At 34.1% G+C, this 23,984-nt stretch carries 19 protein-coding genes; 4 read left to right on the top strand and 15 right to left on the bottom strand.

The genetic code is table 11. From position 1 onward, the window contains the following. Positions 1-21 precede the first annotated feature (21 nt). From polA to citZ, 7 genes are all read right to left on the bottom strand, one after another. Entirely contained in the window at positions 22-2,658 is a 2,637-nt protein-coding gene (gene polA, locus ACFOZ1_RS10585) for a DNA polymerase I (protein ID WP_390199135.1), read from the bottom strand. A 234-nt stretch (positions 2,659-2,892) separates the two neighbouring features. Further along, positions 2,893-3,831 (bottom strand): protease modulator HflC, encoded by a 939-nt coding sequence (hflC, locus tag ACFOZ1_RS10580; RefSeq protein WP_390199133.1) that lies wholly within the window; start codon positions 3,829-3,831, stop codon positions 2,893-2,895. Next, complete coding sequence (hflK, locus tag ACFOZ1_RS10575) at positions 3,818-4,804, bottom strand: FtsH protease activity modulator HflK (protein ID WP_390199131.1); 987 nt, start codon at positions 4,802-4,804, stop codon at positions 3,818-3,820. The genes hflC and hflK overlap by 14 nt, the downstream gene beginning before the upstream one ends. A 120-nt stretch (positions 4,805-4,924) precedes the next feature. Then, positions 4,925-6,304: a two-component system histidine kinase PnpS gene (gene pnpS, locus ACFOZ1_RS10570; RefSeq protein WP_390199130.1), complete on the bottom strand. Its 1,380-nt coding sequence runs from the start codon at positions 6,302-6,304 to the stop codon at positions 4,925-4,927. Beyond that, a complete protein-coding gene (locus tag ACFOZ1_RS10565) occupies positions 6,305-7,000 on the bottom strand; it encodes a response regulator transcription factor (RefSeq protein WP_390199129.1) in 696 nt (231 codons plus the stop codon). It abuts the gene before it with no gap. Between the two features lie 178 nt (positions 7,001-7,178). After that, the gene (gene icd / locus ACFOZ1_RS10560; RefSeq protein ID WP_390199127.1) at positions 7,179-8,444 is read right to left on the bottom strand and encodes an NADP-dependent isocitrate dehydrogenase; all 1,266 of its coding nucleotides are present in this window, start codon (positions 8,442-8,444) and stop codon (positions 7,179-7,181) included. A gap of 200 nt (positions 8,445-8,644) precedes the next feature. Continuing rightward, the gene (gene citZ, locus ACFOZ1_RS10555; protein ID WP_390199125.1) at positions 8,645-9,760 is read right to left on the bottom strand and encodes a citrate synthase; all 1,116 of its coding nucleotides are present in this window, start codon (positions 9,758-9,760) and stop codon (positions 8,645-8,647) included. A 234-nt stretch (positions 9,761-9,994) separates the two neighbouring features. Between citZ and ytvI the strand changes: the two genes are divergently transcribed. Continuing rightward, positions 9,995-11,122: a sporulation integral membrane protein YtvI gene (ytvI, locus tag ACFOZ1_RS10550; RefSeq protein WP_390199123.1), complete on the top strand. Its 1,128-nt coding sequence runs from the start codon at positions 9,995-9,997 to the stop codon at positions 11,120-11,122. On the opposite strand, the gene ACFOZ1_RS10545 is transcribed toward ytvI, so the two are convergent. The 6 genes from ACFOZ1_RS10545 to dnaE form a co-directional block, all read right to left on the bottom strand. Next, positions 11,103-11,495 (bottom strand): FxsA family protein, encoded by a 393-nt coding sequence (locus tag ACFOZ1_RS10545; RefSeq protein ID WP_390199121.1) that lies wholly within the window; start codon positions 11,493-11,495, stop codon positions 11,103-11,105. The genes ytvI and ACFOZ1_RS10545 overlap by 20 nt on opposite strands. Before the next feature lie 100 nt (positions 11,496-11,595). After that, complete coding sequence (pyk, locus tag ACFOZ1_RS10540; protein WP_390199119.1) at positions 11,596-13,359, bottom strand: pyruvate kinase; 1,764 nt, start codon at positions 13,357-13,359, stop codon at positions 11,596-11,598. Positions 13,360-13,420: 61 nt separating this feature from the next. Then, positions 13,421-14,380 (bottom strand): 6-phosphofructokinase, encoded by a 960-nt coding sequence (gene pfkA / locus ACFOZ1_RS10535; protein ID WP_390199117.1) that lies wholly within the window; start codon positions 14,378-14,380, stop codon positions 13,421-13,423. Positions 14,381-14,746: 366 nt separating this feature from the next. Beyond that, positions 14,747-15,712, bottom strand: coding sequence for an acetyl-CoA carboxylase carboxyl transferase subunit alpha (accA, locus tag ACFOZ1_RS10530; RefSeq protein WP_390199115.1), 966 nt, complete (start codon positions 15,710-15,712; stop codon positions 14,747-14,749). Next, positions 15,696-16,571 carry an acetyl-CoA carboxylase, carboxyltransferase subunit beta gene (gene accD, locus ACFOZ1_RS10525; RefSeq protein WP_390199114.1) on the bottom strand — a complete coding sequence of 292 codons (876 nt, stop codon included), beginning with the start codon at positions 16,569-16,571 and terminating at the stop codon, positions 15,696-15,698. The genes accA and accD overlap by 17 nt, the downstream gene beginning before the upstream one ends. Before the next feature lie 213 nt (positions 16,572-16,784). Continuing rightward, positions 16,785-20,072, bottom strand: a complete 3,288-nt coding sequence (dnaE, locus tag ACFOZ1_RS10520; RefSeq protein ID WP_390199113.1) for a DNA polymerase III subunit alpha — start codon at positions 20,070-20,072, stop codon at positions 16,785-16,787. Between the two features lie 146 nt (positions 20,073-20,218). Here dnaE and ytrH point away from each other — a divergent pair, with 146 nt between their 5' ends. Continuing rightward, positions 20,219-20,551 carry a sporulation membrane protein YtrH gene (gene ytrH / locus ACFOZ1_RS10515; protein ID WP_390199111.1) on the top strand — a complete coding sequence of 111 codons (333 nt, stop codon included), beginning with the start codon at positions 20,219-20,221 and terminating at the stop codon, positions 20,549-20,551. After that, entirely contained in the window at positions 20,551-21,060 is a 510-nt protein-coding gene (gene ytrI / locus ACFOZ1_RS10510) for a sporulation membrane protein YtrI (protein ID WP_390199109.1), read from the top strand. The genes ytrH and ytrI overlap by 1 nt, the downstream gene beginning before the upstream one ends. A gap of 69 nt (positions 21,061-21,129) precedes the next feature. On the opposite strand, the gene ACFOZ1_RS10505 is transcribed toward ytrI, so the two are convergent. Continuing rightward, complete coding sequence (locus ACFOZ1_RS10505) at positions 21,130-22,074, bottom strand: DHH family phosphoesterase (RefSeq protein ID WP_390199108.1); 945 nt, start codon at positions 22,072-22,074, stop codon at positions 21,130-21,132. Between the two features lie 123 nt (positions 22,075-22,197). On the opposite strand from ACFOZ1_RS10505, the gene ACFOZ1_RS10500 reads away from it, so the two are divergent. Next, a complete protein-coding gene (locus ACFOZ1_RS10500; RefSeq protein WP_390199106.1) occupies positions 22,198-22,497 on the top strand; it encodes a YtpI family protein in 300 nt (99 codons plus the stop codon). A 109-nt stretch (positions 22,498-22,606) separates the two neighbouring features. Here the strand turns inward: ACFOZ1_RS10500 and ACFOZ1_RS10495 are convergent, their stop codons facing one another. Further along, positions 22,607-23,920, bottom strand: coding sequence for a DRTGG domain-containing protein (locus ACFOZ1_RS10495; protein WP_390199105.1), 1,314 nt, complete (start codon positions 23,918-23,920; stop codon positions 22,607-22,609). Between the last annotated feature and the right edge of the window lie 64 nt (positions 23,921-23,984).

The raw sequence follows: 23,984 nt of genomic DNA, 5'->3' as shown, positions 1-23,984 counted from the left end.
ATACGTTTTTTATCTTATTCATTATTTTGCATCATACCATGTATCGCCATACGATGCATCCACTTTTAATGGAACATCTAACTCTATTGCTTGCTCCATTGTTGTTGCAACTAGCTTCTCTACTTCTTCTAATTCATTCTCAGGTACTTCCAAAATTAATTCATCATGTACTTGCAATAAGAGTCTTGCTTGTAAATCTGATTCTTCTAATTGCTTACTCAATTGAATCATCGCAAGTTTGATGATATCTGCTGCACTACCTTGTATCGGCGTGTTCATTGCAGTACGTTCAGCGAAACTTCTTACATTAAAATTTCTGCTTGTAATATCAGGAAGATACCTTCTTCGATTCATGATTGTTGTAACAAATCCATCTTGTTTTGCTTCCTGTACAACGTCTTTCATATATTCTTTTACTGCAGGATAACTTTCTAAATAACGATCAATAAATTGTTTTGCTTCTTTTCGAGTAATTCCAAGATTCTGTGAAAGACCATAATCACTAATTCCGTACACAATTCCAAAATTAACTGCTTTTGCTTGTCTACGCATATTTGATGTAACTTCATCTTCACTTACATGAAACACGTCCATTGCTGTTTGTGTGTGGATATCTTTATCTTGCTTAAATGCTTGCTGTAACTTTTCATCTTTGGCGATATGTGCAAGCACGCGTAGTTCAATTTGTGAATAATCTGCCGCAAAAATCTTCCATCCTTGTTCAGATGGGATAAACGCTTGTCTGATTTTTCTTCCTTCTTCAATTCGAATTGGTATATTCTGAAGGTTAGGGTCAATAGAACTCAATCTACCTGTCTGTGTTAATGCTTGATTAAAACGTGTATGAATTTTCAACGTGTCTTCATCAATCACACGTAACAAGCCAGCAATATAGGTGGAATCTAATTTTTTCAATTGACGATATAATAATAACTTTTCAATAATTGGATGTTTGCCTTCTAACTGTTCTAAAACATCTGCTGCAGTAGAATAACCTGTCTTCGTTTTCTTTACAACAGGTAATTCTAATTTTTCAAAAAGAATTGGACCTAATTGTTTAGGTGAATTCACATTAAATGCTTCTCCTGCTAATTCTTGAATCTCTTCTTCTAATACACTTAATCTCTCTGACAATTCACTACCCATTGTTAATAAACGGTCTTTATCTATTTTTACACCTGTTGCTTCCATTTTGCCTAACACTAATGCTAATGGTAATTCTAATTCTGTTAACAGCTCCAATTGTTTATTTGCAATGAGCTCATCTTCTACTTGTTGTTTTAATAGATGAATCATAACAGTCTTACGAATAATATGTTCTTCATACAATACATTCTCACTAGGTACCGCTTTTTTTGCCCCTTTACCATACACTTCTTCATCTGTCTTTACTTCTTTTTCACCAAATCGATGACTTATTGATGGAATATCATGATTATTCTCTGATGGATTCACTAAATAGGACGCTAAAAGTAAATCGAACGTTACACCTTTTAAATCAATACCTAAACGTCGAAGTAATACTGTCATTTTCTTTGCATCAAAAACATATTTCTCTTTTGTGTCGTCTTCGGCCCACTTCTTAAATATTGCGGAGTCTTCCAGCACATCTATTGGTATATAGTAATTCCCATTTTTATTTACAATAGATGCTCCAATCATTTCTTCTGTATGATAATTCTCGTCTAATATTTCAATATGGAACGCATTTTCACCAGTAAAAATACTTTCATCTAGTTCCGAAATCACCTCATAATTAATTTCTTTCAGAGCGACTTCTTCCTCAACATCTACTTCCCCATCCAATTTATTTAATAATGATTGAAATCCCAATTCTTTAAATACTGTGCTTAATTTGTTTGTATCATACCCGTCATATTTAAGATCTTCTACAGTTATTTCTATTGGTGATTCTTGGTTAATTGTTGCAAGTTCTTTACTCATAAATGCATCTTCTTTGTATGTGGTTAGATTCTCATTTAATTTCTTTGCTGTAATCTCATCTAAATGTTCATAAATATTCTCAACAGAAGCATATTGTTTTAGAAGTTTTAATGCTGTTTTTTCACCTACACCTCGTACACCTGGAATGTTATCAGACTGATCACCCATTAATGCTTTTAAATCAATGATTTGTAATGGGGTGATTTCCATCTCTTGTTCAATTACTTCTTTGGAATAGACAACCATTTCGCTTATTCCTTTTTTCGTTAAGTTCACTTCAATGTTATCTCCAGCAAGTTGTAATAAATCCTTATCTCCTGAAATCACTTTCACTTGTACCCCATCATCTGAAGCAATTCGTGCCATTGTTCCTATAATATCATCTGCTTCATAATTCTCGAGTTGATAATGCTTAATTTGGAATGCATCCAACAACTCACGTAATAATGGGAATTGTTCACTCAATTCAGATGGTGTTTTTTGTCTTCCACCTTTGTATTCTGTATATGTGTTATGACGAAATGTTGTCTTACCTGCATCAAACGCAACAAGTACATGTGTTGGTTTCTCTTCTTCGATTATTTTCAATAACATTGTTGTAAAACCATATACTGCGTTTGTGTATACACCTTTATCATTATTTAATAACGGTAGTGCAAAAAATGCTCTGTATGCAATACTATTCCCATCAATCAGAATTAATTTATTTGACATATCCGAGTCTCCTTTTCTTTCTTCTTACTATTATTTTACCACTTCTGTATCATCTAATCATGTATGATGGTTATAAGTAGATAAAATCTCTAAATCAGATCTTAATTCTTCTTTGATACGCACAAAATCCAAATGATTCGGTCAATACCTTTCGAATCATTTGGATCTTTTCTGGTTAAAGGATTCTTATGTCCAATTTATTATTACTTATCCATTCATTATATTTTTTAATACTTACTCAAAATACCCTAATAAAATATCTGCATATGGTGATCCTTGTGGTATGATAATTGTCGTTTCACCATCGATTGTTTCTTTATAGGATTCGAGTGTTCGATACAACTGGTAAAATTCAGGGTCACGTGAAAATGATTCATTATACATTTCAGCTGCTTCCGCTTCCCCTTCTGCTCTTATTTGCTCCGCTTCGGCATTCGCCTTTGATAACATTTCCTTCACATCTCTATCTGCTTGTGCAATAATACGTTTTTTCTCTGCTTCCCCTTGAGATAAGTATCGTTGTGCTTGAGATTCACGTTCGGAAATCATGCGATTATAAATCGATTGTTCGTTCTCTTCAGGTAAATCTGTACGTTTAATTCGAACGTCGTCTACTTGAATACCATACTCATCACGCGTTAACAGTTCATTGACTCGATCTGTAATTCGCTTATTGAGATCTCCTCGTGTACTTCCTTCGTCATTGATTATTTCTTCGTAGTTCATTGCGCCAAGTTCTGAACGAATTACTGAAAAAATAAACTCACCCATTCTCGTTTCTGCATTTATTTCTGTACGAGCATTTGCTATCATTTGTTCAGGATTCGTTATTTCCCAAATTGCGTAATTATCTATAATCATTCGTTTTTTATCTAATGTATTAATTTCACGCTCATTTACATCATATACTAATTTCTTATTTGGTAATGTTGTAATTGATTGTACCAATGGAATCCTAAACTTCAATCCAGGAGTTTCTTCTATACGAACGACTTCTCCAAATTGACGAACAACTTTATATTCGCCTTCCTTCACAATAAACATACTACTAAAAAAGAGAATCGTAATAATTACAACTAGCAATAAAGATAAACCAATTTTGATATATCTTCTTATTTCTTTTGGGGACATTTTCTTCATTTCATATACATTATCCGTATTATTGGTTGTCATTATTAGACTCCTCCTCTACCTCATCTTGTTTCGGATCTTCCACTGGCGGAATCGTTGTTGTTTGACCATTTTGACCTAATGGTAAATACTTCAATGTATTTCCATCATCATTCATAATATAAATATTGGCATTTGGCAAGACTTCATCAAGTGTTTCTAAAACTAGACGACTTCTCGTAATTTCAGGGTCATTTTTGTATGCATTGTATAATGCATTAAATCCAGCAACGTTTCCTCGCGCAATCTCTACTCGCTCAATTTTATCCCCTTCTGCACGTGAAATAATGGCATCTTTTTCCCCTTGTGCTTCTTCAAATATTTCATTACGGTATTTATCCGCTTCATTTTTCTTCGTGTTCATTGTCTCACGTGCATCTGTTACTTTCATAAATGCTTGACGTACTTCTTCATTCGGTAAATCCACTTCTTGCAGTTTCACATCTTGAATAGCAATCCCAACTTCATAATCATCCATTACACTAATTAATAAATCTAATACTTGGTTCTCAATTTCTGCTTTTCCATCTGTTAATGCTTCATCTACTGTAGATGATCCGATAATACTTCTTAAAGAAGCAGATGTTGCATTATATAGAATCTGTTGTGGATCATTAGAATTGAATATGTACTTAGCAGGATCGACAATCTTCCATTGAACGACTAAATCTGCTTGAAGAATATTTTCGTCACCTGTAATCATTCTAACGACATCTGCATTCTCTGCTTGTTCTGGATCATAACCAAAATTCAAACTAAATGTTTCTTTTGATAATTTCTCTACACTTTGTATTGGCCAAGGTAATTTAAAATGTAGCCCCGGCTCCGTAATTCCTTCATCTGCTTTCCCGAATGTAATGACAACAGCTTGATCTGATTCATCCACTGTATACCAACTCGTAAGCGCAATTATAGCTAAGATGATAGCTCCAATAATTAATCCAATCCAACTATAGATTTGCTTTAATGTCATCATATTTTCCCCCTTTTTAGTACCAAAAATAATTTCATTACATATACGGGCCACGTGTAGCAAAAGTTTCATTATTCAACCAATTTGTCTATTTGAACATAAAAAAGAACAGTAAACATACATTTACCATTCTTTCGGAAGTATAACTGTAAAGGTAGATCCTTTATTCACCATACTTTCTACAAGTATTTTTCCTTTATGTGCTTCTACGATATGTTTGACAATAGCTAAACCTAGACCAGTTCCACCAGTATTTCGGCTCCTTGCTCGATCTACACGATAAAATCTCTCAAAAATACGTTGAATAGAATCTTCCGGAATTCCTATTCCTGTATCTGTAATAGAAATATGGATATCACTCTCTTTTGCTTCTATTCGTAATGTGACAGTCCCACCTTCACCTGTATAGTTAATTGCATTATAAAGTAAATTTAAAACAACTTGTTGCATACGGTCAGGATCCGCTATGAACGTAATGCCTCCATCAATAGTTGATTGGAAAGAAATCGATTTGGCTTTTGCTTGTTGCTCCATTAATGTTTGGATACTTGTAATCCATTCATCAATATGAATGGTTTTTAACATCAACTTCATTTCTTCTTTTTCTAATTTGGATAATTCTAATAAATCTTGTACTAATGCTTGTAATCTTGTACTTTCTTTCAAAATAATTTGTAGAAATTGTTTACACAGTTCTTCATCTTCCATTGCACCATCTAGTAAAGTTTCAGAGAATCCTCTAATAGATGTAATTGGCGTCTTTAATTCATGAGAAACATTTGCAACAAAGTCTTTGCGCATTTGTTCTACACGTTTTAATTCTGTAATATCATGAAATACTAACACTGCGCCTTTTAATTCCTTCACATCATTAATAACTGGGGCACCTACTACTTCAATATGATGTTTTTGTGCCTCTATTGTTCTTGTGATTGCTTCTGTTATTTTTTCTTCATATAAAAAAGTTTCTTGTACTACTTTATGTATTGCTTTTTCTTCAAGCACATCATAATACAAATAGCCGATATACTGTATCGAGTTTTTACCAAACATCTTGAGGAATTTTCTATTTACTAAATGCACATATCCACGCTCATCAATAAGCATTAAACCACTTTCCATATTATTAATGACTGTTTTCCATTGGCTGCCCTGCATTTTTTCTTGGAGATACATTTCTTGAAAATTTCGAGCTAACTTATTAATTAACTCACTCAATTCTTGTGCTTCTCCAATTGGTTTCACATATGTACGAACATTATAATTACCTTTTACTAACTCCTTGGTTACTTTTACAGAAGCTCTTATCGGTTTTACATAATTCTCAAACACATGATACATCAATACTAATATCACGATATATCCGATAAAAAGAGCCAGAATAATAAATAGGCTGTCATCACCTTTTAAAAATGGTACTGCCACAATTCCAATCAAAATAAAGACAGCTGTAATCATAATTAAATACCTTAAAAATAAATTGCCTTTATTTTCTTCTATCATTTATGAAGGTTCCTCCATTTTGTATCCTAAACCACGAATTGTTTTGATATACATAGGATGCTTCGTATCTGGCTCGATTTTTTCGCGTAAATGGCTAACGTGCACATCTACTATTCTTGTGTCTCCAACAAAATCATAGTTCCATACAGCACTTAATAATTGATCTCGAGATAACACTTTGCCTTTGTGTTTTGCTAAGTAATGTAATAACTCGAATTCCTTACGTGTAAATGACAAGGATTCTCCTTGAATGGTTGCTTCATATTGTTGTGGGTAAATGATTAAATTTGCAATTTTAATAAATGACATTTCTTGTGTTGTATCACGATATCTCGTTCTACGTAAAATTGCTTTAATTCTTGCTACTACTTCTTTTGGACTAAAAGGTTTGGTCAAGTAATCATCTGCGCCTAATTCCAGACCAAGTACTTTATCAAATTCGTCATCTTTCGCTGTCAACATTAAAATTGGTGTCTCAATTTGTCTTTGCCTTAACATTTTACAAACATCTGTACCTTCCATTCCTGGAAGCATCAAATCAAGCACAATAATATCATATTCACCTGTTGAAGCTTTCTCTAAACCATCGATTCCATCAAATGCTACATCTGTCTTAAAACCAGATTTCTCAATATTATACTGCAATAATGTAACAATGGATTGTTCATCATCGACAATTAATACTTTCTCTTCCATGCAAGCACCTCATCTATCTTTCTATATTACCTTTATCATACATGGACAAGAAGGGAATGTGAATAGATGTCGACAATAAAAAAGCAAATTTACTGTTAATTTTTATTTACAATTCTTAATAATCTGTTTACACAAAAAAATCGAACATTATAAATAATGTTCGATTTTTTTATATTTATTATCCCATATTTTTGATTAATTCATCAGCAAATTCAGAAGCTTTTACTTCCGTTGCACCGTCCATTAGACGTGCAAAATCATATGTGACAACTTTTGATCCAATAGTTTGATCCATTGATTTAATAATTAAATCAGCTGCTTCTCTCCATCCTAAGTGCTCAAGCATTAACACACCTGATAAAATAACAGAAGATGGATTTACTTTATCTAAACCTGCATATTTAGGAGCTGTACCATGTGTTGCTTCAAAAATAGCATGTCCAGTTTCATAGTTAATGTTAGCTCCTGGAGCAATACCGATACCGCCAACTTGTGCAGCTAGGGCATCAGAAATATAGTCACCATTTAAATTCATTGTAGCAACAACATCGAATTCTTTTGGACGTGTAAGAATTTGTTGTAAGAAAATATCTGCAATGGCATCTTTAACGATAATTTTACCTGCCGCTTCTGCTTCTTGTTGTGCATTATCAGCAGCTTCACGGCCTTTTTCTTCCACAATCTTGTCATATTCAGCCCATGTGAATACTTTATCCCCGTATTCTTTTTCTGCTAATTCGTAACCCCAATTTTTAAATGCACCTTCAGTAAACTTCATGATGTTACCTTTATGTACTAAAGTTACACTCTTACGACCTTCTTTAATGGCGTAATCAATTGCTGCGCGAACAAGACGGCTTGTTCCTTCTTCAGATACTGGTTTCACACCAATTCCAGAAGTTTCAGGGAAACGGATATTTGTCACACCCATTTCATTTTGTAAAAAGTCGATTACTTTCTTCACTTCATCTGAACCTTGTTGCCATTCGATACCCGCGTAAATATCTTCTGTGTTTTCACGGAAAATAACCATATCTGTATCTTCAGGGCGCTTAACAGGTGAAGGTACACCTTCAAACCAACGTACAGGGCGTAGACATGTAAATAAGTCTAATTTTTGACGTAAAGCTACGTTTAATGAACGAATGCCTCCACCGATTGGTGTTGTAAGAGGTCCTTTAATTGCAATTTTATACTCACGAATTACATCAAGTGTCTCTTCTGGTAACCATTCACCTGTTTGATTAAATGCTTTTTCACCAGCTAATACTTCTTTCCACTCAATGCTTTTTTCGCCATTATATGCTTTCTCAACAGATGCTTCTAGCACACGGCTTGCAGCTGCCCAAATATCTGGACCTGTACCATCACCTTCAATAAATGGAATTACCGGGTTGTTAGGTGTTACTACCTTACCATTCTCTACTGTAATCTTTTCTCCCATGTTTCAATTCCTCCTAGATATAAATTCAAATTCATTATAGCATGTATTGAAAAATGAGACGAATCAAATTAGTAACTCGTCTACATTTTTTCGAAATAGTGAGACTTATCAGAAAGTTAACGTCCGTTTTATGACTTATTGGTTCTAGCCTTCTGGTTTAACGAACGTTTGTATTGATAGCAGATACTTAAAATCGTATATTAGCGTTCACTAATATCTGTATAGACTTGTTTTTCTGGACCTACATATTCTGCTCGTGGACGAATTAAACGGTTATTATCATATTGTTCTAGAATATGTGCGATCCATCCTGAAAAACGACTCATAGCAAAAATAGGTGTGAATAAATCATGCTTAATTCCTAAACTGTGGTATACAGAGGCAGAATAGAAATCTACATTTGCTGGTAAACCTTTTTCCTTTTTAATAAATTCTTCTATTTTCACTGACATCTCATACCACTTTTCAGTACCTTTTAATGCAGTAATTTCTTTTGACATTTTCTTTAAGTGTTTTGCACGAGGGTCACCAGTCTTGTATACGCGATGTCCCATGCCCATTATTTTCTCTTTGTTTGCCATTTTTTCTTTCACATATGGTAAAGCATTCTCTACTTCATCAATTTCAAGTAACATCTTCATGACCGCTTCATTTGCCCCACCATGTAATGGACCTTTCAATGCACTAATTGCAGCTGTGATACCTGAATAAATGTCAGAAAGTGTAGCAACACATACTCTTAACGTAAATGTAGATGCATTTAATTCATGATCTGCATGTAATACAAGAGCTTTATTAATTGCTTCGACTTCTAAATCATTTGGTTCTTCTCCTTTTAGCATGTATAAGAAATTAGCTGCATAGCTTAATCCTGCTTTTGGTTGAACCACTTCTTTTCCATCTCTAATTCTAGAAAGCGCACTAACGACTGAAGCTACTCTAGCTTGCAGCCGGATGGCCTTTCGCTTGTTTGCATCTTCACTCATATCATCTGCTTCTTCATCATATAAACCTAATAACGAAACAGCAGTTCGAAGTGCACCCATTGGATGTACTTTATGTATTTCATAGGATTTAAAGTGATCAATTACTCCTTGTGGGAGCGCCATATTTTCATAAAGGTCTTGTTCTAATTGTTCTAATTCTTCTTTATTTGGTAGTCTTTTATTCCAAAGCAAAAAAATAACTTCTTCAAATTTAGCATTTTCCGCTAAATCATCGATAGAGTATCCTACATAAGTTAGTTGGTCATCAACTATTGAACTAATTTTTGTTTCTGCTGCGACTACCCCTTCAAGTCCCTTAACTATTGACATAACATCTCTCTCCTTTTCCTATCCTTATTCAGTGATTCTTATCCTAAAAAGCAAATGGTGCTTTTATAACATCCCCATGCTTATTATAAACAAAGAATAAAAGATAGTAAATGAAAACGATTAATTTTGCGCATATTATCTTTCTCTTCGCATAGCTTGTACTAATATATTAAATGTAACCTACACGGTTCATCTGCTTATCTAAATCCTTGACCGGCGAAAGGGGATCCTTGCTTGAAAAGTCATAATAGTATGATTATACGAGCGTTCATCACGTTATCTAGCGTGTTCATTTTGTTCTGCTTCATTTTTATCATATATACATACATCTTCCCATTATTTCTAGCAATTATCTTATCCTTATGTATCTATCCATTTATCAAATTTTTAAAGACAAAGTTCAGTATCAATCATTTTCTCGCATGTATATTAGCAATTTTCATATTTTTACTATCATTTGTTCTTGTCTCTGTTATTATTGTCGTTGAATTGATTGATGGTGTCATTTATTTAGCTAAATGGCTACCAGAACCATTTCAACAATTTCTTGAAGAAATGACATCCTTATTCAATGAATGGTTCTTGCCGCTTATACAGAAAGTTATGCATTATATGGATAGTCTAAGCAATGAACAACGGCTATTGATGAAAGAACAGCTAGATGAGATTAGTATCAGTATGGCAGATCAATTTGCTAGTTTACTTGAATTTTTATTGAATACAATCGGCACATATTTGACTCAATTACCTGGTTTCTTTATTATTTTTTTCTTTTCTCTTATTTGTACTTTTTTTATTTTAAAAGATATTCCTAAGCTAAAGGAGTTCATGTACCATCATGTTGCATCTACCTATTTTTCATTATCAAGTAAATTATACAATCATATTAAATTAACACTATTAAGATATATGAAAGCTCAATTTTTGCTTATTAGTATCTCATTCATCACTATTTTTATTGGGCTTATTTCCTTACAAATTAAACATGCACTCACTATTTCTACACTTATCGCAATTTTCGATTTGCTGCCTTTTTTAGGAACTGGTATTATCTTTATTCCATGGATTTTTTATTTGTTTGTAACAAATAAAAGCCTTCTCGCTTTATTCTTACTACTTCTTTATATTCTAATTATTGTGCAGCGACAATTATTGGAACCAAAATTAATAGCAGATGCGTTAGGTGTGCATCCACTATTAACCATCTTATCTATTTATTTAGGATTTCAACTATTTGGTATTCATGGAATTTGGGTAGGTCCCTGCACACTGTTTTTGTCCAAAGGGTTATATGATATTCAAATATTTCATATGATATGGTCGTATATTCGTAATGGTACTATTAACGTCGATAAAGAGTAAATCTACCATTCTGCATTATTTTATTTAGCATATCTCTTATGATAACTTTTAGCGGCTTTCGCGTTGGAGGTAAAAGTAGTATAAAGCCAATAGTATCTGTGACAAAACCTGGTGTTAATAAAAATAATCCACCAATTAGAATACAGATGCCATCAATGATTTCTTCATGTGGGGAATATCCCATTTGCATTGCTTGCTTTGCTCTTGCAATCGTATCCATGCCTTCTTTCTTAGCTAAAAATAATCCAAAAATACCAGTACACCCAATAAGAATGATTACCCATAGTGGACCAATATATCCACCAATCCATATTAATACACCAATTTCTATTGCAGGTAACAAGATAATCGCTAACAATAACCATTTAAACATTACTACACATCCTTTTACTATTTCATACAATTAATTAAACCTTTTAAAAAAGGAAGAAGAACTAGTTAGTCCTTCTTCCTTAGTATAACATGTATGAAGATTAAAGTACGCTAGCGTGTCCTGCGTAAATATCTCCTTTATTTGCATCAATTGTAATATCTTGCCCATCTTTAATTAATTCTAGGCCATTTTCTACACCTACAATAACAGGGATACCTAGACTTAATCCAACAACTGCAGCATGCGAAGTTAATCCGCCTTCTTCTGTAATAATACCTGCCGCTTTCTCAATTGCAGGAATCATATCTTTATCTGTACCATACGTAATAATAACATCATCTTGTTTTACTTTTAATTGAGCTTCTTCAGCATCCTTCACAACAACTGCGCGACCATATGCATGACCTTTCCCAACACCTTGACCTTTCGCTAATACATCGCCAATGATATGAATTTTCATCAGATTTGTTGTACCACTTTCACCAACAGGTACACCAGCTGTAATAATCACACGATCACCACGTTTAAAGTGTCCTGTCTCAAGTCCGCGTTCAATTGCTTCTTCTAATACATCATCAGTCGTATGAAGTAAGTTTCCAACAATTGTTTCCACACCCCACACTAGTGCCAATTTTCTTGATACAGACTCATCAAATGTCATTGCAACGATTGGCGCTTTAGGACGATATTTAGAAATCATACGCGCTGTAAATCCGCTAACTGTCGGTGTCAATATTGCGTCCGCTTTTAAATTCATTGCAGAGTGATTAACAGATTGACTAATCGCATCTGTTATCGTCATATCAGATGCTTTCGATCTTGCATCAAGAACATTTTTGTGATTGATAGCTGTTTCTGCTTTTTTCGCAATGTTACTCATTGTCATTACAGCTTCGACCGGGTAATCTCCTGCAGCTGTTTCACCAGATAACATGATTGCATCTGTACCATCAAAAATAGCGTTTGCTACGTCTGATGCTTCTGCTCTTGTTGGACGTGGGTTACGTTGCATGGAGTCTAGCATTTGTGTAGCTGTAATTACTGGTTTACCAGCATTATTACATTTTTGAATCATGTCTTTTTGTACTAATGGTACATCTTCAGGTGGAATTTCTACACCTAAATCCCCACGCGCTACCATCAATCCATCACTTACTTGTAAGATAGTATCTAAGTTATCTACACCTTCTTGATTTTCAATTTTAGGAATAATTTGAATATGTGTCGCATTATTCTCTTCAAGTAGCCCTCTAATTTCAAGTACATCTGACGCACGACGAACAAACGATGCTGCAATAAAATCAACGTCTTGCTCAATACCGAATTTAATGTCAGCAGCGTCTTTATCTGTAATACCAGGTAAGTTCACACTTACATTCGGTACATTCACACCTTTTTTATTTTTTAATAATCCAGAGTTTAATGCAACTGTTTTCAATTCATTACGATCTTTTAGAACTTCTACAACTTCAAGTGCGATTAGTCCATCATCAAGTAATAACTTAGAACCTGGATGTACATCATTAATTAATTGTGGATATGTAACACAAATTCTTTCCGCATCACCTTGAAGTGACTCATCCATAGAAACATATACTGTGTTTCCTTTAATGATTTCTGCTTTACCTTCTTTTAATACACCCGTTCTAATTTCAGGACCTTTTGTATCTAATAAAATAGCAACAGTTTTGCCTAATTTTTTTGCAGCTTGTCGAATGTTTTTGATTCGCGCACCATGCTCCTCATAATCACCGTGTGAAAAATTAAGACGAGCAACATTCATACCAGCTTCCATTAATTGTTCTAATTTCTCAGGAGCTTCAGATGCTGGTCCAATTGTACAAACTATTTTTGTTCTTCTCATTACGTTCTCCTCCTTGGGCATAGTTAAACAATCTATGTAACGTATATCAATCTAGCTTAAGCTAGATTGATAATTGATTAGATAGATCGTACATATTCATATTGATTTCATGTTTTTTAGTTAAAACTTCTGAGATATCATGACTTACTACGAGGTTATTCTGAACACCAACCATTTTTCCACCTACACCACTAAGCAATAAATCGACTGCTTTTGCACCAAGTCGACTTGCTAGTACACGATCATAACCAGATGGCGATCCACCTCGCTGAATATGACCAAGCACAGTGACACGTGTATCCATTTGTGTTTCTTCTTCAATACGTTTTCCGTAGTCTACACCGCTACCAACACCTTCAGCAAGGATGATGATACTGTGTTTTTTGCCACGTTCTTGTCCACGTTTCAATTTTGCAACAACACTTTCGAAGCTTTCTTTTTTTTCTGGGATGATAACAGTTTCTGCACCATTCGCAAGTCCTGCCCACAATGCTAAGTCACCTGCATCACGTCCCATAACCTCAATTACATATGTACGTTCGTGTGAAGTTGCTGTATCACGAATTTTATCTACTGCATCAACAATTGTATTAAGTGCAGTATCGAAACCGATTGTATAATCAGTACCAGCAATGTCATTATCAATTGTACCTGGTACGCCAATGCATGGAAATCCTTTTAGAGTTAATTTCTCAGCACCTCTAAAAGAGCCGTCGCCACCTATTACAATAAGTCCTTCAATACCGTGTTTTTCCATTTGCTCAATTGCTTTTAATTGGCCTGCATCTGTTTTGAATTCTTCTGAGCGAGCAGAATAAAGAATAGTACCACCACGTTGAATGATATCCCCTACAGATCCCAATTCCATCTTTTTAATATTACCTTCCATTAGACCTTCATAGCCATTGTATACGCCATATACTTCTAAATCATGGTAAATAGCTTTACGCACAACGGCACGTATAGCGGCATTCATGCCTGGAGCATCTCCACCACTAGTTAATACGCCAATTTTTTTCATAAAGTCACCTCTTTTTCAAAATAAAATGTCCCTATTCATTTCTCCCTAAATTACTTGTTATCTAAACAAGATTCTATCCATTAATGATTATACATGAAATGAACAGTAAACTCACGTTTTTCCTAATAAAATTAAAATATTTCTAAAACAATTTAAGAACAATTTGTCACAATATATAATTATAGCTAAAAGTTGATGGGAAGAAAAGCAAAATCCCATCATTTATGATACAACGCGCCAACATAAAAACCGAACATTATCCTATAATACCTAGATAATATTCGGTCTTTAATTTAATAATTGCAATATATACACAAACTAATCGTAATCCGAATACATGTGGTAGTATAAGCAATTAAATAGATATTATACTTGTATCCGTTCTTTTACTTCCCCAATTTTCTTATATTTTTCCCATCGTTCTTCTAATAAATCATCTTCTGTTAACTTCATGAGTTTTTCCAATGAATCTTCTATCACTGAACCTATAGCTTTTGCCTGTTCAGCGATATCTCGATGGGCACCGCCTAATGGCTCAGGAATCACTTCGTCAATGACACCTAATTCTTTTAGGTCTGGAGCAGTAATTTTTAATGACTTTGCTGCACGCTCCGCTTGTTTTGCATCTTTCCATAATAATGCTGCAGCACCTTCTGGTGAAATAACTGAATACGTAGAGTTCTCTAGCATATGAATATGGTCACCTACACCAATACCTAATGCTCCACCACTACCACCTTCTCCAATGACGATACAGATGATAGGTACTTTTAATCCAGCCATTTCCATTAAATTACGAGCGATTGCTTCACTCTGTCCACGTTCTTCCGCTGCTTTACCTGGATATGCCCCTTTGGTATCGATAAATGTGATTATTGGACGATTGAATTTATCAGCTTGTTTCATGTGTCGTAATGCTTTTCGATACCCTTCTGGATGTGGCATCCCAAAGTTACGCTCGATATTTTCTTTTGTATTTTTGCCTCTTTGTTGTCCGATAACAGTCACAGGTATATGATTGAATCTTGCAATTCCTGCTACAACTGCTTCATCGTCACCATAATACCTGTCCCCATGAAATTCAATAAAATTGGTAAATAAGTGCTGTATATAATCAAGTGTCGTAGGTCTATCGGAATGTCTAGCAATTTGGACACGATCCCATGGCTTTAATTGTCCATAGATATTATTCTCTAATTTCTTTAATCTAGTTTCCATTTTTTCAATTTCTTCAGATAAGTCTATTTCGCTGTCTTTTGTCATTCGTTTTAATTCTTCTATCTTCTCTCGTAATTCTATTACTGGTTTTTCAAACTCAAGAACTTGTTTCATCTGCCACACCTCCTAACTGGTGAATTTCTAATATAGTAGCAAGTGTGTCACGCATTTCTTGTCTAGGGATGACTTTATCTACTTGTCCATGTGTCAATTGAAATTCTGCCGTTTGGAAATCGCTCGGTAATTTCTCACGAATCGTCTGTTCAATAATTCTACGACCTGCAAAACCAATTAATGCTCCAGGCTCAGCAAAGTTGTAATCACCAATTGAAGCGAAACTAGCAGAAACACCACCTGTTGTTGGATTTGTCATTACAGAGATAAATAGTCCATTTTCTTTATGTAGACGCTGAATGGCAATCGATGTTTTCGCCATTTGCATAAGACTTAAAATACCTTCTTGCATACGTGCACCACCAGATGCCGCGAAAACAATGACAGGTATTTTTTTCTCTCTTGCATTCTCAATGGCACGGGTAATTTTTTCGCCTACTACAGAACCCATACTACCCATTCTAAATCTGGAATCCATTACAGCAACAGCGCACGGCTTGCCTTTAATGAGTCCTTCTCCAGTGACAACAGCTTCATTTAATCCTGTCTTCACTCTGTCTTTTTCTATTTTTTCCTCATATTGTGGGAAATCAAGTGGATTCCCTGAAAGCAACTCTTTGTCCCATTCTACAAATGTATTCTCATCAAATAAATGTTGGATTCTTTCATGTGAAGTAATCTGATGGTGACGTCCACAATTAGGACAAACATATAAATTCTTTTTCCATTCTTTTTGATAATAAATCTTCTGACAACTATCACACTTCTGCATTAAACCCTCAGGAACATCTTTCTTTGCTTGTTCACTAGGAATCGATGCATACTTTTTCTTTTTTGCAAATAAATCTTTCAACTGCAAGGATTATTCCTCCTTTATTGATACATTACTTCTATAATTACATTAATCAACTTGTTTGTTTTCATGCTAGTCTGTCACCTAAAATAAGCAACGAACTTGTACTTATTATATTATGTAAAAGTACGTCAATGCATTTACATTAACTATTCTATTATAGCAGATGACAAGTTGATGTAAAGCAGTGCTCTAATCGTATGAGAAAAACTAGCTCTATTATTCACCTTCTCTTATTGCTACATCATTCTCCCCAAATAATTGATTTAATTCATTTATCGCTTGTTCTGTTAATTCCAATTGATATTTTTCTCCAAGTTTGAAAAGTTTTTGTTGTGTTTTTTTGTAAATATAGATTTCGTTCATTCCAGGAAATCTACGCGCTATCTCTTCTAGCTTACGCATATCATGATTATCTTTCCAATTGATATATACTTTTCGATTACTATTCTCTAACTGATCTAAATCTAGTATTTGAATAGATTCAATAATCATTTGTAATTTGTTTTGACGTTCTTCTACTCTACCTGTTACTTGAATAAACATATTCTCTTCTAACCAATCATTACAATTCCGATAAATATTCGGAAACATTACTGTGTCTATACTATCTGATTCGTCTGCTATTGTCATAAATGCCATCGACTCACCTTTTTTTGTACGAATCATGGTTATTGATTGCACGACACCTGCCAATTTTACCTTTTTCACATTAGATTGTTTTATCGTATAAATGGATAGAAATTTTCTTTTTTGCAAAAGTTGGCGAAATGTTGCTAAAGGGTGCTCCGATACAAAAAAACCAATGACATCTTGCTCCATTAATAGTTGCTTTATAATTGGAAAAGGTTCTTTCTCATGATACGTAACATCTAACTCTAACTGATCTCCTAATAAATTAAATTCAGGATCCATCCCCCCAAAAAGTTCTGCTTGTTCCATTGCATCTCCTAAAGTTGCGAGTATTGTCCTTCTATTGGCATATGTTTCATCAAAAACACCAGCCAGTATTAATTGTTCTAGTACTTGTCTTTTTATATGGGGTAGTCTCATACAAAAATCGAATATATTTTTAAAGCTTCCATTCTTTCTTTCATTTAAAATATCTTGAATAATAGGATAACCGACACCCTTTATCACCCGTAATCCAATTCTTATAGCTTTACCCTCTACCCGAAACTTCCCGATACTCTTATTGATGGTTGGTGGTAATACGTGGATTTGATTATTCTTTGCTTCTTTTAAATATACTTGTAGCTTATCTGGATTCCCTATTTGCATACTAAGTAGCTCTGCAAAAAAAACATTCGGATAATTTGCTTTAATATATGCCAATTGGTATGCAATAAGACTATATGCTACTGCATGACTTTTGTTAAACCCGTAGTTAGAGAATTGCACAATCCATTCAAATATTTCTTCAGCCATTTTGTTGGAATAGCCATTGCTCTTACATCCATCAATGAACTTCTTCTTTTGTGCAATGATTGCATCTCTTTCTTTCTTACTCACTGCTCGTCTTAGAATATCTGCTTCTCCATAAGAAAATCCCGCTATTTTATTAGCTATTTGCATGATTTGTTCTTGATAGATTAATACACCATATGTTGGTTGCAAAATTTCTTCTAATTCTTGATGTAAATAGGTGACATCTTCTCGTCCATTCTTTCTTTGATTATATGTTTCGATAAATTGCATTGGACCAGGTCGATATAATGCATTTACAGCCACAATATCTTCAAATTGTGTTGGAATCATATTTCTTAACACATGCTTCATACCTTCAGATTCTAATTGGAAAATTCCATTCGTTAAACCTTTTTGTAATAACTCAAATGTTTTTATATCATCTAAAGGTAGATTGTCTAAATCAATCGTAATTTTCTGGCGCTGCAATTGTTGCACTAGTCGCTCGAGTAACGTTAGATTTCGTAATCCAAGAAAGTCCATTTTTAATAAACCTACTTGTTCTAACTCTTTCATTGCATATTGTGTTAATGCTATTCCATTTTCCGCCTGCATAATGGGTACATGTTCAGTTAACCTATTTTTACTAATAATTACCCCTGCAGCATGCGTGGAACTATGTCTCGGTAATCCTTCTAATCTATTTGCAATCTTAAAAAATCGCATCAATTTCTCTGATTGTTTTACGTATTCAATTAGTTCTGTCGATTGATTCACCATTGTTGCTAGTTTTACTGCCGAATCTTTTGGTAGTAATTTCAAAATATAATTCAAGTCACTTTCTTCTATAGCCATCACTTTTGCTAATTCGCGTAAAACAGATCTCGCTTGAAATGTTCCGAATGTAATGATTTGAGCAACATGTTCTGTTCCATACTTGTCTTGTACATATCGTATTACCTGATCTCTTTTTTCATCAGAAAAATCGATGTCAATATCAGGCATTGTGATACGTTCTGGATTTAAAAAACGTTCAAACAATAAATCGTATTTAATTGGATCAACATTGGTAATACCAAGTATAAATGCAACAAGAGAACCAGCAGCAGAGCCACGTCCAGGTCCTACCATGATATCCTGCGCTTTAGCATACTGAATGAAATCACTCACGATTAAAAAATAATCACTAAATCCCATTGACTGAATGACATCAAGTTCATAATTTAATCGTGTGTAAATCTCATCTGTAACATCTGGATATTTATGCTTTAGTTGTTGATAGCAAATTCTTTCTAAATAATCATCTGCTGTTTCGTCTGTAGGAACTGGAAAAGCTGGCAAAAATCTTTTATGAAAATCTATCTGTACATTGCAAGATTCCACCAATTGTTGTTGATTTTTAACCAATTCTTTCCATTCACTAAAGTTGATGTTTTGCTCTTCTAATGACTCAAGATGCATTTCATTCATATGTAGTAATGCCTCTTGGTCCCACTTCACTTCTTCCATCATCGCTCGTAAATAACTATATGCTAATTTATCTTGTTGTAGTAAAAAACGCACATTAGATAATGCTAGTCCAATATTATTCGTATCATCGAGCACCTGTTTCATCTCATTCCAATACGCACGACTCACAATGGAAATACCGTAATATACTTGTTCTTCCGAAAAAACATCGATTACTTGTTGAAATCTTTCAAAAGAAAAATCACCATTAGTCATCAAGAAATCAGTTGGAATAATCGTAATGATATTTTCTTTATCAATTACTTCTTGCATTGTTACTTTTATACTTCGATTTAAATTGGAACTGATTTGCATGAGCTTCTTGTATCCTTCTGTTGTTTTAGCCAGAAGGATGAAAGGGATTGCTTGCATATTCTCCTCATCCAACTCTATTTCCATGCCAATTATCGGCGTAATACCATATTGCTTGCACAATTGATAAAAAGGGATTACACCATGCATCACATTCTCATCGGTCAAAGCCAAATGCGTGTATCCTAATTCTTTCCCGCGATGTACTAATTGTTCCAGTTGAATCATACTTTTTTTAAAACTATAACCACTTTTAATATGAAGTTGTGCGAGCGTCATTGCTTTCACCTTCCGTCCGATTGTTCTTTATTATTATATCGAAATTTTCGTTATTATGAAATTGGGAAACATAAGCTTGTATGAATCTCATATATTATAACGATAACAAAAGAAATGCACATCGTTATATAATGAGGTGAAATATAGTGGAAGAACGATTTATCGCAACAATGATTCAATGTTTTTTCATTGCGCTTGGTGTCATGATTGGTGGTTCTATGATTGGAAGTATTGGCGCATTTGTAACTGGCGAACCTCCATTTACTTATATGAATAGGATTGCTAAAAGTTTGCATATATGGGCGATTGTTGCAGCAATAGGTGGGACATTTGACGCTATTTCTAATTTAGAAAGAGGTATTTTTTTAGGTTCGACGATGGACATGGTGAAACAAATTATATTAATTATTACAGCAATGGGTGGTGCTCAAACCGCATTACTCATAATTGAATGGTTAATACAGGAGGAAATTGAATAATGCACATTCCTCCACTATACAAAAAACCTAGTTGGCAACGTTTTTTGACAGGTGTCGCATTAGGTAGCTTCATCGGTTATCTCCTATTTCTTTTCATGTTTGGGCAAATGCAAGAGGATTGGATTGAAGAGAATCTCGATTTACGAAAACAATTACAAGAATTAAATCAAAACTATGAAACATTATTAGAAAACCATCGTGTGTTAGATGAAAAGGCAAATGATGCGATGGAAATCAAAGAAATCGAGATTACATTTACTAATTTAAAGATATTAAAAATTGATACAGACAGAATACTTATCCATCAATTGGATGATTCGATCAGACAAGAAGCAAATCAATTATTGGGAAAACATATGGATGAAGTCGAATCGAATCTAGATTTATTAATAAGAGCAATCGAAAATAAAACAATTGCTGTTGAACCATATAAATTTCAAGCAAACGTCACACGAGTCCTTATTTCAGAGAAGTTACTACTTGCCATTGAACTAGAAAAAGCTACGTGAACAGTAGGATTTAGAAAAACGAACATTTCCTATTCGATTAAGAAATGTTCGTTTCATTCCTAACAGTTATTAAGAAAAAGATTCACAAACCTCTTGTAAATCAGCTAAAAGAGATTCCACTTCATCCCACTGATGAATTTTAGCACCTGAAGCGAGTGGGTGGCCCCCTCCTTCATATTTCTGTGCGACTTGATTAATAATCGGTCCATTTGAACGCAGACGTACTCTAATTACATCTTCTTCCTCCACAAAAATAGCCCATGCTTTTATTCCTTCAATTTCACCTAGTATTCCAACGATTGCACTTGTCTCGTTTGGTGTCACATCAAATTGTTTTAGTATTTCTTTAGTTAATTTTACATAACTTACTCCAGTTTTTGATACTTCGACATGTTGAAGTACATATCCTTTTAATCTAGCCATTTTTAAACTTGTACTATACATTTGACGATATATCTCTGTTCGGTCGAATTGATATGTAACTAATTTAGAAGCAATCTCAAATGTTTCATTAGAAGTACTTGGAAATAGGAATCTCCCCGTGTCCCCTACAATACCAGCATATAGAAGAGATGCTGCTTTATCATTCATCACAAGTCCGTTTGATTGTTCTTTTTCAAATAAACGATAGATCATCTCACTTGTTGAACTTGCATCCGTATCTACCCATAATACATCCCCGTATTTATCGTGATTTGGATGATGATCAATTTTTATTATTTCTTTTCCTAAATTATATCTTTGGTCAGATACTCGTTCTTGATTTGCTGTATCACAAACGATGACTAAAGCATCACGATACACTTCATCATCAATTTGGTCCATTTCCGCAAAATATTTCAACCATTCTTCTTCTTCACCTACCACATAGACAAACTTATCTGGATAAGAGGCTTTTATTATTTCAGCTAATCCATTTTGTGATCCATATGCATCTGGATCTGGTCTCACATGTCTGTGGATAATTATCGTGCCATATTTGTTAATTCTCTTTACAATTTCACTTGTACTCATTACATAGCCCCCAAAATCAAATTTAAATAATTATGTCGTAAATCACTAGCATTAATGTACACATCAATGTAAAATGGATAACAGTTGTTTCATCTTATTATAGCATGTTTAGGAGGTTTCATCATGCCAATCTTTCCAATTATCATTATTGCATCCATCATCATGTATGTGTATTTTAAAGTAATGATTATTCGAAGCAATGATCCTTTAATACAAGAAATTACAAATGCAAAAGCACGAATGTCTCTTGGTATATTTATGATTGCATTTGGTGTGAATCAATATGTATATTATCAAACGCAAATAGCGTTGTTCGTCACCATCGCCTTTCTTTTGATTGGTTTTATTCAACTCATTGCTGGATGGAAAAGATATAAACATTACACAAATGAACAAAAGAAAAGAAAAACTGCTACTGTATAATCCAGTGCAGTTTATTTTTTGTTAATTTTAGAAGAATAATATTTGTGTTGATTTTGGTTGCTTCGCTCCAGTTGCTATGTCGATTAACAGGACGCTTCCGTTTTTGGTTCTACCTATCAATTAATTGTGCCATTAGCATGGCTTTTCCTACCATTTTTCGTTCGTGGTATACTTCTACGTCAATTTTTGCTGATTTTCTACCGATATCAATAATCTTTGGATGGAAGACGACTTTTGTTTCTAATTGTATTGGCTTTATAAAGTATACTGTAATATTCTCAACAACAAGGTCACCTTTCTTTTGTTGTCTTAATAGACTGCTTGCAGCTTCAATGACAAATGATACGAATACACCATTAGACAATGTCCCTAATTGATTGGTCATTTGTGGTGTAATCTCTGCTTCAAAAGTTGCTTGATTCGAATCAGTAGATGCATGTTCGAAGTAATTAGAAACAATGTCGTCGATTGTTTCGCCAACTTGAGGTTGCTTTTGTATATGCTGTAATGCTTTTAACACATCCTGCCGTGAAATTAAACCTTCTAATTGATGATGTTGATCAACAACCGGCATTATTTCAATTCCTTCCCACACCATCATATGTGCTGCATACGCTAAGGAAGTTTCTTTCATTACTGTTAATGGATTCTTTGTCATTACTTTCTCTATGAGGACATCATCTCTTTTGCCGATGACGTCTTTCGATGTAACGATACCTACAACTTTATTTCTATCATCAACAACTGGATACCTGCTATGTGTAGTTTCTTCTTCCCACTCATGCCATTTTGTCACGTGGTCTTTTATATGTAAATAATAGGTGTCTTCTTCTTTTGTATAAATATCTCCAACTAAGACAATTTCTTTCTTTATTAATTGATCATAAATCGCTCGATTGATCATTGCCGCAACGGTAAATGTGTCATAACTTGTTGAAATAATAGGTAATTTCTTATCATCAGCTATTCTTTTTGATGCATCATCGGTGTCAAATCCACCTGTAATTAAAACAGCTGCTCCTTCTTGTAATGCTAGTTGGTGTGCTTCTGTTCGATTTCCTACAATTAATAAAGAATCTTTCTCAGTATAGCGCATCATCGCATCTAACTTCATTGCACCTATAACGAATTTATTCAATGTCTTGTATAAACCTTCACGACCACCTAACACTTGACCATCTACAATACTTACAATTTCAGCAAACGTGAGATTTTCAAAATTCTCTTTTTGTTTCTTTTCAATTCGAATCGTACCAACTCGCTCTATTGTACTAACTAACCCTTTATTCTCTGCCTCTTTGATTGCACGATACGCCGTACCTTCGCTTACATGCAATTCTTTTGCAATTTGTCTAACAGAGATTTTATTTCCTACTTTTAACGATTCAATAAATGCCAATATTTGCTCATGTTTTGTAGCCAATAGCAGCTCACCATACTTTCATCTGTACTAATAATTATTTCGATAGTTTTATTATACAGTTAGT

This window comes from Gracilibacillus marinus (assembly GCF_042651725.1).
Lineage (GTDB): Bacteria > Bacillota > Bacilli > Bacillales > Amphibacillaceae > Gracilibacillus > Gracilibacillus marinus.
This window is presented reverse-complemented; position numbering and strand designations above follow the sequence as displayed.